Source organism: Micromonospora sp. CA-269861 (genome assembly GCF_050948505.1).
In the GTDB taxonomy this organism is placed as follows: Bacteria; Actinomycetota; Actinomycetes; order Mycobacteriales; family Micromonosporaceae; genus Micromonospora.
In genome coordinates this window covers 6,884,661-6,898,928 of record NZ_CP192014.1, presented here as the reverse complement: position 1 = coordinate 6,898,928, position 14,268 = coordinate 6,884,661, and the positions used below count along the sequence as shown (strand labels likewise).

At 69.7% G+C, this 14,268-nt stretch carries 12 protein-coding genes and 2 tRNA genes; 7 read left to right on the top strand and 7 right to left on the bottom strand.

The window, feature by feature from the left end; translation table 11 throughout:
* Window positions 1–11: 11 nt before the first annotated feature.
* Entirely contained in the window at window positions 12–1,196 is a 1,185-nt protein-coding gene (locus tag ACQP0U_RS31765) for a low temperature requirement protein A (protein ID WP_433314304.1), read from the bottom strand.
* Between the two features lie 51 nt (window positions 1,197–1,247).
* Window positions 1,248–1,436 carry a hypothetical protein gene (locus ACQP0U_RS31760; RefSeq protein ID WP_433314302.1) on the bottom strand — a complete coding sequence of 63 codons (189 nt, stop codon included), beginning with the start codon at window positions 1,434–1,436 and terminating at the stop codon, window positions 1,248–1,250.
* 110 nt (window positions 1,437–1,546) lie between these two features.
* Between ACQP0U_RS31760 and ACQP0U_RS31755 the strand changes: the two genes are divergently transcribed.
* Window positions 1,547–2,089, top strand: a complete 543-nt coding sequence (locus ACQP0U_RS31755; protein WP_433314299.1) for a YbhB/YbcL family Raf kinase inhibitor-like protein — start codon at window positions 1,547–1,549, stop codon at window positions 2,087–2,089.
* 60 nt (window positions 2,090–2,149) lie between these two features.
* Here the strand turns inward: ACQP0U_RS31755 and ACQP0U_RS31750 are convergent, their stop codons facing one another.
* Complete coding sequence (locus ACQP0U_RS31750; RefSeq protein WP_355418073.1) at window positions 2,150–2,860, bottom strand: class I SAM-dependent methyltransferase; 711 nt, start codon at window positions 2,858–2,860, stop codon at window positions 2,150–2,152.
* A 212-nt stretch (window positions 2,861–3,072) separates the two neighbouring features.
* Here ACQP0U_RS31750 and ACQP0U_RS31745 point away from each other — a divergent pair, with 212 nt between their 5' ends.
* Complete coding sequence (locus ACQP0U_RS31745) at window positions 3,073–4,908, top strand: hypothetical protein (RefSeq protein ID WP_433314296.1); 1,836 nt, start codon at window positions 3,073–3,075, stop codon at window positions 4,906–4,908.
* 37 nt (window positions 4,909–4,945) lie between these two features.
* Here the strand turns inward: ACQP0U_RS31745 and ACQP0U_RS31740 are convergent, their stop codons facing one another.
* Complete coding sequence (locus tag ACQP0U_RS31740; protein WP_433314293.1) at window positions 4,946–5,722, bottom strand: hypothetical protein; 777 nt, start codon at window positions 5,720–5,722, stop codon at window positions 4,946–4,948.
* Window positions 5,723–6,047: 325 nt separating this feature from the next.
* Here ACQP0U_RS31740 and ACQP0U_RS31735 point away from each other — a divergent pair, with 325 nt between their 5' ends.
* Window positions 6,048–7,577 carry a peptide deformylase gene (locus ACQP0U_RS31735; RefSeq protein ID WP_433314290.1) on the top strand — a complete coding sequence of 510 codons (1,530 nt, stop codon included), beginning with the start codon at window positions 6,048–6,050 and terminating at the stop codon, window positions 7,575–7,577.
* A 69-nt stretch (window positions 7,578–7,646) separates the two neighbouring features.
* On the opposite strand, the gene ACQP0U_RS31730 is transcribed toward ACQP0U_RS31735, so the two are convergent.
* On the bottom strand, window positions 7,647–8,762 hold the full coding sequence (locus ACQP0U_RS31730) for a globin domain-containing protein (protein ID WP_433314287.1): 1,116 nt from the start codon (window positions 8,760–8,762) through the stop codon (window positions 7,647–7,649).
* Between the two features lie 144 nt (window positions 8,763–8,906).
* Between ACQP0U_RS31730 and ACQP0U_RS31725 the strand changes: the two genes are divergently transcribed.
* Entirely contained in the window at window positions 8,907–9,677 is a 771-nt protein-coding gene (locus tag ACQP0U_RS31725) for a CPBP family intramembrane glutamic endopeptidase (protein WP_433314284.1), read from the top strand.
* A gap of 4 nt (window positions 9,678–9,681) precedes the next feature.
* Here the strand turns inward: ACQP0U_RS31725 and ACQP0U_RS31720 are convergent, their stop codons facing one another.
* Window positions 9,682–10,995, bottom strand: coding sequence for a hypothetical protein (locus ACQP0U_RS31720; RefSeq protein WP_433314282.1), 1,314 nt, complete (start codon window positions 10,993–10,995; stop codon window positions 9,682–9,684).
* 239 nt (window positions 10,996–11,234) lie between these two features.
* Here ACQP0U_RS31720 and ACQP0U_RS31715 point away from each other — a divergent pair.
* The 3 genes from ACQP0U_RS31715 to ACQP0U_RS31705 all read left to right on the top strand — a co-directional run bounded on the left by ACQP0U_RS31715 (window position 11,235) and on the right by ACQP0U_RS31705 (window position 12,402).
* Window positions 11,235–11,325 (top strand) — tRNA-Ser (locus ACQP0U_RS31715).
* 35 nt (window positions 11,326–11,360) lie between these two features.
* A tRNA-Arg gene (locus ACQP0U_RS31710) sits at window positions 11,361–11,433 on the top strand.
* Window positions 11,434–11,766: 333 nt separating this feature from the next.
* Window positions 11,767–12,402, top strand: coding sequence for an HNH endonuclease family protein (locus ACQP0U_RS31705; protein WP_433314279.1), 636 nt, complete (start codon window positions 11,767–11,769; stop codon window positions 12,400–12,402).
* A gap of 271 nt (window positions 12,403–12,673) precedes the next feature.
* Here the strand turns inward: ACQP0U_RS31705 and ACQP0U_RS31700 are convergent, their stop codons facing one another.
* Window positions 12,674–14,263, bottom strand: coding sequence for a hypothetical protein (locus tag ACQP0U_RS31700; protein ID WP_433314276.1), 1,590 nt, complete (start codon window positions 14,261–14,263; stop codon window positions 12,674–12,676).
* Between the last annotated feature and the right edge of the window lie 5 nt (window positions 14,264–14,268).

Genomic DNA, 14,268 nt, shown 5'->3' with positions numbered 1-14,268 from the left:
AAGTCGGGGCGTCAGGACTCCCGGGATACCGATCGCCGGGTCCGTGCCTCGTAGCTGAGCAGCGCGGCGAGAAACGCGGTGAGCAGACCGAGAGCGACCAGGTCGTGCAGGTATCGGCCGGCGGGAAGTAGCAGCAGCGCCGCAACGGGAGCGATGAACTGCCCCGGTCGAACGCATCGGACGCTGAGACTCAGGAAGGTCGCCCTGGCTCCCAGGAACAGGGCGGTCCCGCCGAACAACGCGATGGCCGGCATCCAGATCGAGGTGCCGTGTGGCTCCTCGTGCGCCAGCCCGGCCAGCACCTGCTCGACCCCCAGCGCCACGTAGATGATCCCCGCGAGCACCGGGAAGTGAGCGACGCTGTAGGCGTTGACGCCGACGTGTGCGCGCCGCAGCCCGGTCTCCTTGATCAGCGCTTCCCGGGCGGTCGCCGCGCTTGCGGAGTACAGCCAGTACAGGCAGACCGTCACGGCCAGGGTGAGGAGAGCGGCCAGCAGGATCGATTCACGGATCCGCTCTTCTCCGATGCCCGCGCCGACCGAGATCAGAGACTCGCCAAGCGCGATGATCACCACGAGGCCATGCCGCTCGGCGAAGTGGCCGGGGCTACGTACCGGCCATCCACTCCGCACGGAGGCGACCACCCCACCGCCCATGTCGATGGTGAGGGCCGCCGCCCAGAGCAGGATCTGTGTGATGCCGCCGAACATGGCTCCGAGGAAGAGCGGGATCCAGGACAGCGCGGTCGCGAGGGCGTAGATACGGATGGTCCGGCGTAGCTGCTGGTTGCCCGCCATCACCCAGCGGAAGAGAACCAGATAGATGACCCGGAGCGCGACGTAGGCCAGCACCAGGATCAGCCGTGACTCTTCCGCGCCCGGTCCGGTCTGCCAGGCGTCGGGGATGACCAGGGCGGCGAGGAAGACGGCCGCCATCGCCACGGTGGTGCCGGCACGAATCAGCCCGACATCGATGCGGACATAGTTGCCCAACCAGCAGAAGACCAACCAGGAGATCCACAGCAGCAGGAGGACGAGGAAGCCCTGCACCAAGGTCATCGGCGCGGGTCGTTGGCTCATGAACGTGGTGACCCGGATGAGCCCGAAGACGAACACCAGGTCGAAGAAGATCTCGAACAGTGTCGTTCGGTGGGTCTCCGGGGTCGCTATCGGCCGTGCCCCGAAGATCCGCGCCATGAGGTCATCCTGGCTGTTCGCGGCGTACCGGTCCGGTGCCCCGCGTCCCGGTCACTCCGGCGGGTCGGTGGCCCGCTGCTCCCGGCGGATCGTCTCCTCGGCCAGTCGCTCGACAGCGCGTCCACGTTCGTCGGCGATTGCCCGCTCGTCCCGGCGGCGGAACGCGGTGATGACGGCCACCACGAAATCCCGCCAGATGCCGGCCACGATGTCCCCCTGCGGAACGTTGCCCGAACTCAAACGTAGCTCCGCGAAACCACAGTCGGTCAGCACGTGCTTCCGGTCGTCGGGACGGCCGTGGCGGGGTAAGAAGGGGCTGGTATCTCCGCACACCGGAAGGACGCGTCCCCATGACCCTGGAACGACCGATCGCCCCGGACCCGTACGAGCTGCTGCCGACGCTGCCCTCGTTCACGCTGACGAGTGACGACGTGCAGAACGGCGAGCCGATGGACGCCCGGCACGCGCATGACAGCACCGGGGGCGACAACGTCTCACCACAGCTGACCTGGTCGGACTTCCCCGCCGAGACGAAGAGCTTCACGGTTACCTGCTACGACCCCGACGCGCCGACCGGCAGCGGTTTCTGGCACTGGGTGCTGGTGAACGTGCCGGTCAGCGTCACCCAGTTGCCCACCGGTGCCGGCGGCGCGGCGGGCACCGACCTCGGCGGGGCGTTCTCGGTCCGCAACGACTACGGCGCGCAGGGGTACGGCGGTGCCGCCCCGCCGGCCGGCGACCGCCCGCACCGGTACGTCTTCGCGGTGCACGCCCTGGACGTCGACCGCCTGGACCTGACCCCGGACGCCACCCCCGCCTACGTCGGCTTCAACCTCACGTTCCACACCCTGGCCCGAGCGGTGATCCGCCCCACGTACCAGATCAAGGAGTGACCGGTACCCCGCGATCTTGCGCGTGACCGTGAGGCACGGTGCAAGATCGCGGGGGTGGGGTCAGGCTGGGACGCGGGCTACGGCGAAGACGGACTGGCCGAAGGGTGGGAGGACGAGCTGCTCGGCGGCCTTGGTGGCGGGCAGGACGAGGGTGTCGTACACCTTGACCATCGGGCCCTCCTTCGGCATCAGCCGGAAGACCTTGGTGGCCATGAAGTAGCCGATCAGCCCGAGCGCGTTGGCGTAGTGGATCTTCTCGATGGTCAGGCCGGCCTCGGTCATCGCCGCCCCGAGCGTCTTCTTCGTGTAGCGGCGGACGTGCCCGGTGGCGATGTCGGCCGGGCCCATCGCGAACTGGAACGCCGGCACGATGATGATCACGGCGCCGCCGGGTCGGACCAGGTCGCGCATGCTCTGCAGCGCGCCCACGTGGTCCTCTATGTGCTCCAGGACGTTGTACGAGACGGCGGCGCTGTAGTCGCCCCGGTCGTTGTGTGGCAGCAGCATCTGCCGGACGTCGATGTTCGGACGGTCGGCGAGGCGCTCCTTGAGCTGCACCAGTCGGTCCGGGTCGGCCTCGGTGGCGGTGAACCGGGGCAACCGCTCGGACCATTCCAGCGCGTAGTCACCAAGGCCGCTGCCGATTTCGATCGGGTCGTCGCCGAGGTACGGCACGGCCAGTTCGATGAACCAGCGGCGGTGGTTGACAGCTGTCGCAAGGCCTTCCAGCACCTCGGACTGAACGCGCTGATCCCCAGTGATTTCTGCCATGCGTCGATTCCTCACGATATGAACTCGACCCGTGCCTGGACCGACAGAGTGAATCATCCGCTGGGACGGCGAAAAAATCGAGGCATCGGGGTGGCCGAATTGTGGTCGGGGGGTGGGTTCGTGATCGGCGGTCGGCGAACCCGGCACATAGTACGGCAGTACCCCGAAACATGTCACGGCGGTGCCATACGCTGACTACCCTATGAATTGTCATGACTACTCCTGAACCGGACGTGCCCAGCGACAGCGGCGGCCCGGCCGCCGCTTCGTCGGCGGAGGGGGTCTCCGGTGCCGTTCGGCCTTCCCTCAGGCGGAAGTGGGCCGATCTGGCTGCGGTGCTGAGCTTCGTGGTGCTCGGCTTCTGGGTCACCGGCCGGCTCTGGCTGGACCCGGGCAGCGATGTGCGGGACAACCAGTCCGATCAGTCGCAGTTCGAATGGATGATGGCCCACGGTGCGCGAGTGGTCACGCACTTTGCGTATCCGTTCCATTCCAATCAGATGAACGTCCCCGACGGCGTGAATCTGATGGCCAATACGTCCGTATTATCCATTTCATTGCCAATGACGCCGATCACCCTGCTTATCGGACCTCGAGCGTCATTCCTGGTCTTTCTCACCGTCGGCATGATTGCCACCGCCACGGCCTGGTATTTCCTGCTCTCCCGGGTCCTGATCGGCAGCCGGGGGCCGGCGTGGCTGGGTGCCGGCTTCTGCGCGTACGCGCCGGCCATGGTGTCGCACGCCAATGGACACCCGAACATCGTGTCGCAGTTCGTCGTCCCCTTGATCATTTGGCGCACGCTGCGACTCGGCGATCCGGGCCGCTGGCTGCGGAACGGGGTCCTTCTCGCGCTGGTCATCGTCTGGCAGGCATTCCTCAACCTGGAGATCCTGCTGATGACCGCGATCGGGCTCGGCGTGATCATCGGTGTGCTCGCCATCGGCCGCGCGGACCTGCGGTCGCGGGCCCGACCGTTCCTCGCCGGCCTGGCCGTCGCGGCCGGTGTCGCCCTCCTGCTGCTGGCGTACCCCCTGTACGTCCAGTTCTTCGGACCGGGCGCGTACTCCGGGTTGTCCCGCCTGATCCGCGGCTACTCCAGCGACGTTGCCTCGTTCGCCGCGTACTCCCGGGAATCACTCGCCGGGAGCGCGCGCACCGCCGCGGGCCTGGCCAAGAACCCGACCGAGGAGAACAGCTTCTTCGGGTGGGCGCTGCTGGTTCTGGTGGTCGCACTGGTCTGGTGGCTGCGCCGCTCGATCGTGGTGCTCGCGCTGGCGGCGCTCGGGTTGCTCTTCGCCGTGCTCTCGCTGGGTCGGGAGGTCCGGTTCGACAACCGGGGTACGGGGGTGCCAGGCCCCTGGGCGGCGCTGGAGAACCTGCCCATCCTGCACTCGGTGGTGCCGACGCGCTGGGCGCTGGCGATCACCCCGATCATCGGGCTGCTGCTCGCCTACGGCGCCGAACGTGCCCGTGAGTTGGCCGCCGCGCACCCGGCCGCCCGGGGGCAGGTCCGCTTCGGCACCGCGACAGTGCTCACGATGGCCCTGTTGCCGATCGTCCCCACCCCGCTGCCGGTGGCCCACCTCGACCCGGTCCCCACCTTCGTGACAGGTGGGGCCTGGCGGCCGTACGTGACAGGTGGGCGCAGTGTGGTGACCCTGCCGTTGCCGGACAGCACGTACGCGGAGCCGCTTCGTTGGTCGGCGGCGACCCGGCTGGACATGCCGTTGGCCCGTGGTTACTTCCTTGGCCCGGACACCCGCCCGAACGCCGACCCGCCGAAGGTGGCGCTGTTCGGCGCGACGCCCCGCCCCACCAGCAGCTTCTTCGCCACCATCCGACGCACCGGCGCGGTGCCGCCGATCACGCCGCAGAGCCGGGTCCGAGCTGTCGACGACCTGCGCTACTGGCGGGCCGGGGTGGTCATCCTCGGGCCGCACGAGCACGAGGCCGCGCTGCGCCGGGGGATGACCGAGCTGACCGGCATCCAACCGGTCTTCACCGGCGGCGTGTGGGTGTGGGACGTCCGGTCGTTGACCGACTGACCCCGTGCGGCCCAGCCCTCAGCGGACGCAGCCCCGCCTAGCGGACGCAGCAGCCCTGGCAGACCTTCGGCCGGGGCAGGGTGAAGGCGAGGCAGCAGGTGCGGCGCTGCACTGTCGGCTCACCTGTCGGCCCCGGCACCAGCTCGATCAGGTCGGTCAGGTCGAGGGCGCCGAGCAGGGTGTCGATGCTCTGCACCGTGGAGCCGGGCAGACCGTCCGCGGCCCGCAGGAGACCGTGCGCGATGCCGGAGGCGACCGAGCCGAGCAGCGTCCGGGTGCCCACCCGGACCTCGGACTGGATCGCCGTGATGAGCGGTGCCAGGTGGGCGTCGAGCAGTGCCGCGCGCAGCGCGACCAGCAGCTCCGCCTCGTCGGCGACGACCCGCACCTCCGGCAGGCCGGCGAGCGCCAGCGGATCGTTCGGCAGCACCGCCACGGTGGTGCCCCGGCGCAGGCCCATGGTGAGCAGCTGCCGGTGGTCCTCGAAGTGGATCAGCACGTCGGCCGGATCGAGCAGCGGCACCCGCCGGGCGGAGGCCCAGCCGAGCACGACCGGCAGGGCGGTCCAGTAGCTGTACGACTTCCAGGCCAGGGCGGCGCAGGCGTGCGGGGTGCCACCCCAGCGGACGGCAGCGCCGTTCAGCAATTCCGGCAGTCGGCTGCCGTCGATCAGGGTGGTGGCGGGCGCCCAGCCGAGCTCGTCGTCGACAAGGAGGCCACGGGCGAGCCCGGGGAGGTCGTCGGTGCCGAACATCGCCCGGAGCGCTGCGGTGACGGGAGCGAGCGGCGTGGTGGCGGCTTCGCGCCTCGGCATCACCGCTGTCACCTGAGTCGTCCCCTGTCTGTGTGACCGAGGAGTGCGCCCCGGCGGACGAACACGTGCCGTCCTGAGCTAAGGCTAGCCTAACCAGACCCTCCGCCGTAAGGGAAGCCTCACCTTGGTCACATCCCCGACGCCCAGGTCACCCCGCATTCGCGGGAGTAGCGCTCCGCCTACTACCCGGAGTCAACGCTGGGAAACGCCGCCGCACAATCGATGGTCATCAGTTGTTTGTCAAGCGGTGTGTCGAAAAGATGCCACATGCGTGTGTGCCCGCGTACGGAACGTGAAACTTATATCCCCGGCCACGAGGAAGCTGATGACGACCTCACCCCTCGAACGGGCTGCCGACTCCTTCGCGGCCGAACTCGCCCGGCAACGGACCGGGCGCGGGCTGTCCAAGAAGCAACTGGCCGTCCTGATGGGGTTCGACCCGTCCTACGTGAGCCACGTCGAGGGGCGCCGGCACCGCCCGACCGAGGATTTCGCCCGCCGCGCGGAGGCCGTCCTGGAGGCCAGCGGCGCGATCTGGCAGCGCTTCCGGGAGTACGACGATCTGCGGCACGCCCGGGTGGGCCAGTCGCACCGCGAGCCGCACCTGCCGGGACAGTGGCTGCCACCCGGCACCGGCCTGGTCGTGGAACGGGAACTGGCCACCCTCACCCACACCGAGGACGGCTACCGGTGCGTCATCCACCGTGAGCTGTACAACGCCGGCACCGAGCCGGTCACCCGCTACCTGGTCCGGGTCGCCGTCGACCGCTACCCGAACGACCCCGGCCGCTCCAACCGGCACCACCGGGAGCACCCCCTCACGTTCGCCGAGCTGCAGATACAGGCCCGTCGAGACGACAGCGGCGGCGACCCGGAGCCGATGCACTGGCGAGCCAAACACGATCGGGACGCGTTCAAGGAGATCTGGCTGCTCTTCGAGAACGGGGAGCGACGCTTCCCCCTCTACCCGGGCGACCGGGCCACCATCGAGTACGCGTACAGCGTCGGGCACGAGAAGTGGGGCCCCTGGTTCCAGCGGGCCGTCCGGCTGCCCACCCGGCAGCTCGCCGTACGCCTGGACCTTCCTGCGGGGCTCGACCCGCAGGTCTGGGGCGTGGAGACCTCGCTCAGCGCGGAGGAGGGCCCGCTGCGGACGGCGCCGCAGCGCCACGACGAGGGTGACCGGGCGCTCTACGACTGGCAGACCGACGACCCGCCGTTGAACGCCCGCTACCGGATGCAGTGGCGTTTCCGCGCCCGCCCGGACACCGAACCGGACATCGGCCCCGGCGGTTCCCGGGTCCGACCCAGCGACCGGATGCGCGGCCTCGGCATCGTGCAGCGCGGGGACGACCTGCTCCGCCAGCGCGCCCGCCCGTTCGACCTGCCCGGGGAGGAACACGTGGCCCGGGACGTGGTCGACCGGCTCACCATGGCCCTGGCCCGCCTCGACGAGCTGCACCCGTTCAGCAAGGGGGTGGGTGTCGCCGCGCCGCAGTTCGGCATCGGCCGCGCGGCGGCCGTCGTGCGGCCCCCCGACCGGTCGGCGGAGCCGGTCGTGCTGCTCAACCCCCGGGTGGTCGACGCCGACCTGGAGACCGACGAGCAGTACGAGGGCTGCCTCTCCTTCTTCGACCACCGAGGTCTGGTGCCCCGGCCGCTGCGACTGGACGTGGAGCACGCCCAGTGGGACGGCAGCCGGATCATCACGTCGTTCGAGTTCGGCATGGCCCGGCTGGTCGCACACGAGATCGACCACCTGGAGGGCCGGCTCTACGTCGACCGGATGGCACCCGGCGTGCCGTTGGTGCCGGTGGAGGAGTACCGCGAGACCGGGCACCCCTGGCGCTACTGACCGAGGAAGGGACCGGGGCGCGTGCCCCAGGGGGCAGGGGCACGCGCCCCGGTGTGGGGGGAGGAACGTCTAGAGGTCACCGAAGGTGTCGTACCGGATGTGCGGCGGCGGCACGTCGTCCGCGGCGAGCACCCGCAGGGTGGACCGGACCATCCGGGCGGCACCGGAGACGTAGCAGTCGTGGGTGGTCCACGGGCCGTACCGGGCCACCACCTCCGGGATGTCGCCCTGCTCGCCGTCGAAGTCCGGCTCCTCGCTGCACGCCGGGGTCACCGACAACCACGGGTGTACGGCCACCAACTCCTGCAACCCGGCCAGCCCGTACAGGTCGGCTGCCTGCCGGGCACCGTAGAAGACGTGCACCCACCGGGTCCGGTTGAAGGTCGCCAACTCCTCCACCAACGCCTTGATCGGCGCGAGCCCGACGCCGCCGGCCACGCACAGGATGTCCCGTTCCGAGGTGCGATCCAGGGTCATCGACCCCATCGGCGCTGCCAGGCGGAGCAGGTCACCCGGCCGCACCCGACGCACCAACGCCCCGGACACCCAACCAGCCCCCGGGGACCGCACGTGGAACTCCAGCACGCTGTCGTCGTTCGGGGCGTTCGCCACGGAGTAGTTGCGCCACACCCGGGGGTGGTAGCGCGGTACCTCCAGGCTCACGTACTGCCCCGCCTGCCAGCGCAGCGGATGCTGCAACGCCCGGCAGGTCAGCACGGCGGTGTCCGGGCCGTGCCGCTCGTGGGTCAGCACCTCGGCGTGCCAGAACGGAGGGTCGTCGTCGTCGGCCGCGCCGGCCACCATCAGGGAGGCGATCGCCGCGTACGCCTCCCGCCACGCCTGGTCGTACTCCAGGTTCCAGCCGTCGCCGGCGGTGCTGCGCAGCGCGTCCAACAGCGCGACTCCCATCGTCGCGTAGTGCCGCTCGTCGACGTGGTACTTACGGTGGTCGCGGCCCAGCGCCCGGAGAAACTCGTCGAAGCTCTCCGGGTCGTCGACGGTGTGGATCGCCGCGATGATCGCTTCGAGCAGGCGGTCGCCCTGGCCGGTCATCTGCACTGGAAAGAGTTGCCGCAGGGCGGGGTCGAGCAGGAACAGCCGAGCGTAGAAGTGACCGCTCAGCCGGACCCGGTCGTCCTCGACCAGGGTCCAACTCTCCTTCAGCAACCGCGCGAGGTTGTCCACGGACGCTCCTTCTCCAGACGGCAACGGATCGGGCGTCCATAGAATCTCCACGGAGAGTGTCGACTGGTCGCACAGAATGTGCGATCGGCTCACGCTGGCCGGTCGGCCGTGTCACCGGTGCCGCACGTCGGGCAGAGTGGTGCGGTGACAGTTGAGCTGACCCGCCCGGTGTCCCGCCGACTGCTGGGCACCGAGACGCTGCTGGTCCTCGGCCTCTCCCTCGGCCAGTCGGCGATCTACGCGGTGGTCTCGATCATCGCGAAGCTGACCGCCGACGGTCCGCTCTCCAAGCAGACCGCCTCGCTGAACACCTCGGCGTCGGCCCGCCCCTGGCTGGACCTCACCTACCAGTTGCTCGGCATCGTGTTCGCGCTGCTGCCGGTGCTGCTCGCCGTACACCTGCTCAGTCGTGACCCCGGCGACCCGGCGCGGACCCTCGGCCTGGACGCCCGACGGCCCGGTCAGGACGTGGCGCGCGGGGCCGGCCTGGCGGCGCTGATCGGCCTGCCCGGGCTGGCGCTGTTCTGGGCGGCGGCCCACCTGGGCCTCAACGCCACACTGGTGCCGGCCGCGCTGCCGCCGGTCTGGTGGGCGGTGCCGGTGCTGATCCTCGCCGCCGTGCAGAACGCCGTGCTGGAGGAGGTGATCGTGGTCGGCTACCTGGTCACCCGGCTGCGCCAGCTCCACTGGCGGCTCGCCACGATCATCGCGGCCAGCGCGCTGCTCCGCGGCTCGTACCACCTCTACCAGGGCTTCGGCGCGTTCGTGGGCAACGCGATCATGGGCGTCGTGTTCAGCCTCTTCTACCTACGCACCCGGCGGGTGATGCCGCTGGTCATCGCGCACACACTGCTCGACGTGTTCGCCTTCGTCGGCTACGCGCTGCTGCCCCGGGAGTGGTTCGACTGGCTCTGACCGGTCACCGCCGGTCAGGTCGGTAGACGGCCACCGCCCGGGCCGCGAGCCGGTCGGCCGCCGCCGCGTCGCCAAGCGCCGCCGCGAGCACCGCCGCGCCCGGCAGCAACCGGGCCACCAGCCGCAGAGCGACCCAACCACCGGCCTGCGCCGTGAGCGGCGCGGCCAACCGCCAGGCCGCCTCCGCCGCCCGCGGCCACGCCCCCTCGACCGGGTCGCCAGCCGTCTCGGCGGCGGCCAGTGCCGCCGCCGCGCTCGCCCGATCCGGGTGCACCTGGGTCAGTACCAGCAGGTCGACGGCCCGGTCGGGATGCGTCGGATCCTTGCCGTACGCGGCGGCCAGGTGCAGCACCAACTCCGAATGCGTCCACAGCACCGCCGCCAACTCGGCCAGCGGCGCGAACAGACCAGCCAGCGCGGCGGTCGCCCCACCCGCACCCGCCGAGCGGACGAACCGCCGGGTCGCCAACCGGGCCAGGCCGTCGGCGGAGGCGTCCGGGTACCGGGTGCGCAACCCCACCGCCCACCCGGCCGCGCCGGGCCCGAGCGCCCGCACCGCGGCCAGAGCCAACAGCTCCGGTGCGAAGCCTGGGTGGTCGAGCACGCGCGCGGCGACCGCGCGCAGCTCCGATTCCGGGGTACGCCCCAGAGTCGGCCCCGCCGCCCGCACGGCGGATTCTGCCGGTGCCGTCTGCTGCTCGGTGGGTGCGGTCGGTTGCTGGGCGGGTGTCGCCTGTTGCTCGGCGGGTGTTGCCTGCTGCTCGGCCACGGGTTCGGGGGCGGGCTTCGGCGGGGTGGTGCTCTTGCGTGGGGTGGCCGCGCGCCTGGTGGTCTTTGCGGCCCTGGTCGGGGTCGCTGGACTGGTGGTGTCCGCCTCTTCGGTGGCGCTCGCGGCTGTGGTGCTCCCTGCCGTGGTGGTGCTCGCGGGCTTGGTGGGGCTCGCGGCGCGCCTGCGGGGTGCCGGCGCGGTCGGGGTCACCTCGGTGGGCGTCTCGGCTGCTTTCCGGGGTGCGGCCTTGCGAGCGGGGGTGGTCCGGGCCTGCGGCGGAGTCGGCGCGACGCCTGCTGCTGGACCTGGTTGGTCGCCGTTCGGCTGTTCCGGCCGTTCTGGCTGTTCTGGCTGCTCCGCGCTCGCGGCGGTGGTCAACTCGGTCGGCGCAGGTCGGGGCTGTCGAGGCAGGGGGCGGTCCGGCTCCGGTGGCTGGAAGAGCACGGCGGGGGCAGCCTTGGCCCGTCGAGGACGCTGGCTCGCCGGGGTGGCTGCCGGCGGTGCTGTCGACTCGGTGGGCTCCACCGTCCCGGTGGGCTCCTCGGCCACCGTCGGCGGCCTGAAAGTGGCCCGTGGAGAGCGCTTACGCGCTCGTTCAGCAGGCTCTCGACGGGTCGACTCGCTGGGCGGCTGCTCCTGCATATCGATGGAGCGTAGTCCCGATCACGCCGGCGCACAGCGTTGAAACACGTGGGCGGGCGGGCGCTGGTGGGCGTACCCCGGAAGTCGTTTTGCTCCCGGTGGGTGGCGACCTGTATCCTCGGGCGCGGTGGTCTGAGGATCACCAGGGAGACTTCGCCTAGTCTGGTCTATGGCGCCGCACTGCTAATGCGGTTGGGGTCTTAAAGCCCCTCCCGGGTTCGAATCCCGGAGTCTCCGCGCGAAAGCCGGGTGTGTACACTGGCTGAGCACAAGCGCCCGTAGCTCAATGGATAGAGCATCTGACTACGGATCAGAAGGTTAGGGGTTCGAGTCCCTTCGGGCGCACAAGATCATCAGACGTCTGGCCTGCGGAAACGCGGTCAGGCGTTTTTTGTTGATCGCCCCGTTTGGACAGTGGGTGTCGCGTGGGAGTCATGTGGGCCCCGTCACTTTCCGTAGTCAGGCCTGAGGCGCCTGGACGTTGACCTGCCCCTCTCGTGGCCGAGCTGATCTTGCACGGCGTCGAGAGGATGCCCGACTGCTCAGCCAACAGACGGACTTCCTTTACGGGCATGACCTTCGATGTACATGGTCATCAGCGACGGTTGGGCTCCACCCCCTGACGAAAGGCTGCCGCCCATGCCGATCGCGCCCTCTGCTACTCCCTTCTCACGTCTCATGCACCGTGTCGGCGCGATCGCGGTCACCGCCCTCGCGGGGGCCTGCCTGGCTGTTGTGAGTGCGCAGCCGGCCTTGGCCACGCCTCCCGGGATCCCGTCCAAGGCGACAGCACAGTCCCAGCTCAACGCCCTGACCGTGGCCACCCAGGGCTCGACCAGCGGCTACTCCCGCGACCTGTTCCCGCACTGGATCACGGTCAGCGGCAGCTGCAACACCCGCGAGCAGGTCCTCAAGCGCGACGGAACCTCCGTCGTCGTCGACAGCTCCTGCGCGGCGACCTCAGGCCGCTGGTACAGCCCGTACGACGGGGCGACCTGGACTGCCGCCGCCGACGTCGACATCGACCACGTCGTGCCCCTGGCCGAAGCCTGGCGCTCCGGCGCCAACTCCTGGACAACCAGCCGCCGACAGAGCTTTGCCAACGACCTCACCCGACCCCAGTTGATCGCGGTGACGGACAACGTCAACCAGTCCAAGGGCGACCAGGACCCCTCCACCTGGCAGCCTTCACTGGCGTCGTACCGGTGCACCTACAGCAAAATGTGGATCACCGTGAAGTACAGCTGGGGCCTGACCCTGCAGTCGTCGGAGAAGTCGGCGCTACAGGGCATGCTCAACACCTGCGCCTCCTGACCAGCGAGCGGTCACCCGGTCGACAGCCATGCGGCGAAGAGGTCGGCCGGGTCGCTCGGCGATAGACCTGACCTGGAGCTGCATCGGCTTCCACGAGAGGAACACCTGCGGGCGGTGCATGCCAGAAGGCTCGCGACCGTCGGGCTGCGGCAGAGCCACGGTCGTCCCGGAGACGGCATCCGGTCCCGCCGCAGGTCCAGTCTTCGTGACCGAACCTGTGCGGGACCGGATGCCAGACCTTCACGGCCTGACTGTTGAGGCGATCGGGTGATCAGCCGAAGCAGTTGGGAACAGGCGGTGAGCTGGGTGTGCAGTTCGTGGGCCGGTTGCCGCTGATGACCGTCTTCTGGTCCACGGTGACCTGGCCGCCGTCGTTGAAGATCCCGCCGGGTGCCAGGGTGGAGATGTTGTCGGTGACCTTGCTTTCGGTCAGGTTGAGCGTGGCGTTGTTGTAGATTCCACCGCCCTGGGAGCTTGAGCCGATGGCCCGGTTCCGGTCGACGTGGGTGCGGCGCAGTACGACGGTGCCACTGCCGTTGTAGATGCCACCGCCGTGTTCGATGGTGCTGTTCGTGCTCGCGACGTTCTCGCTGATCCGGCTGTCTTCGGCAACGAACTGGTTGATCTGGTTGAAGACGCCGCCGCCGCGTTGGCCGGCTTCGTTGTGGTGGACCTTGCTGTGCTTGAGGTGGAAGACGCCGTCGCTGAAGATCCCGCCGCCCTCGCTGCCGGCTCGGTTCTCGTTGACCTCAACGTTCCTGGCCTCGGTGGTGGAGTTGATGCCGCCGCGGATGCCGCCGCCACGGAAGCCTGCGGTGTTGTTGTGCAGGTGGACGTTCTCGAGCACGGCGACGCTGCTGTTCGACAACCCGCCACCGGCGCCACCGATGGGCGTGATGCTGAAGACCCCGATGGTGTTGTTGTAGCTCAGTCGGGTGTTCTGCACGGTGAGGTTGCCGTTGGTGAAGATGCCACCGCCGTCGAACACGGCGCTGTTGTTGCTGATGTTGCTGACGCCGCCCTTCTTCTTGTCCTTGTCCTTGCCGTCCCAGTCCTTGCCGTGGTCGCTCCCGCCAAGGATCTTCGTGACGCCGAAGTTGGCGATGCCGCCACCCGGGCCGTTGGTGTGGTTGTAGACCACCTCGGTGTTCTCGATGACGGCCCTGCCGCCGACGTCGATCCGGATGCCACCGCCGCCTTGGCCGATCCCACCGTCGGCCAGGCCGCCCTTGATGGTGGCGTCGCGCAGCGTCAGGTCGCCGCCGGTTCCGACCTCGAGGATCCGGAACGGGGTGGCGTTGGCCGCGCGGACGATTGTGGAGCCGTTCCCGTCGATCACGACCTGCTGGGTGATGATCGGCAGGCCGACCGCACCGAAGGGCACCGGTGGCTGGGGTGCCGACCTGGTGAGCGTGTAGGTGCACTTCTCGGCGAGCCGGAGCTTCGCGCCGGAGCCGGCGTTCGCGCGGACGATCGCCGCGATCAACTCGTCAGCGTTGCAGGGCACGGACCGGAAGTCGTCGCCCCTGTCGTCCCGATGGTCGTTGTCCTTCTTGTGATCCTTGCCGTCGCGGCCGCCCGGGTCCTGGCCTCCGTGGTCGTCGCCGCTGCTCCGGCTGCCGTCGGCGAGGACCTGCGTTCCGGCGTTCGACGGGCTGTTACCGCTCTCCCCGAACGCTCCGCTCGCTCCGGCCGGGGTGAAGGCGGCCAGACCGACCACACCTGTCAACCCGGCCACCCCGGCGACGAGCCAACGCGCCCGCCGCCTCTTCGGCAGAGCGGCCTGACCTGCCGCTACTTCGCTCATGTTCGGGTGCAGATAGTTGGACATCGAGCTACCCAGCCCTTCTCCGTACACCATGTCCC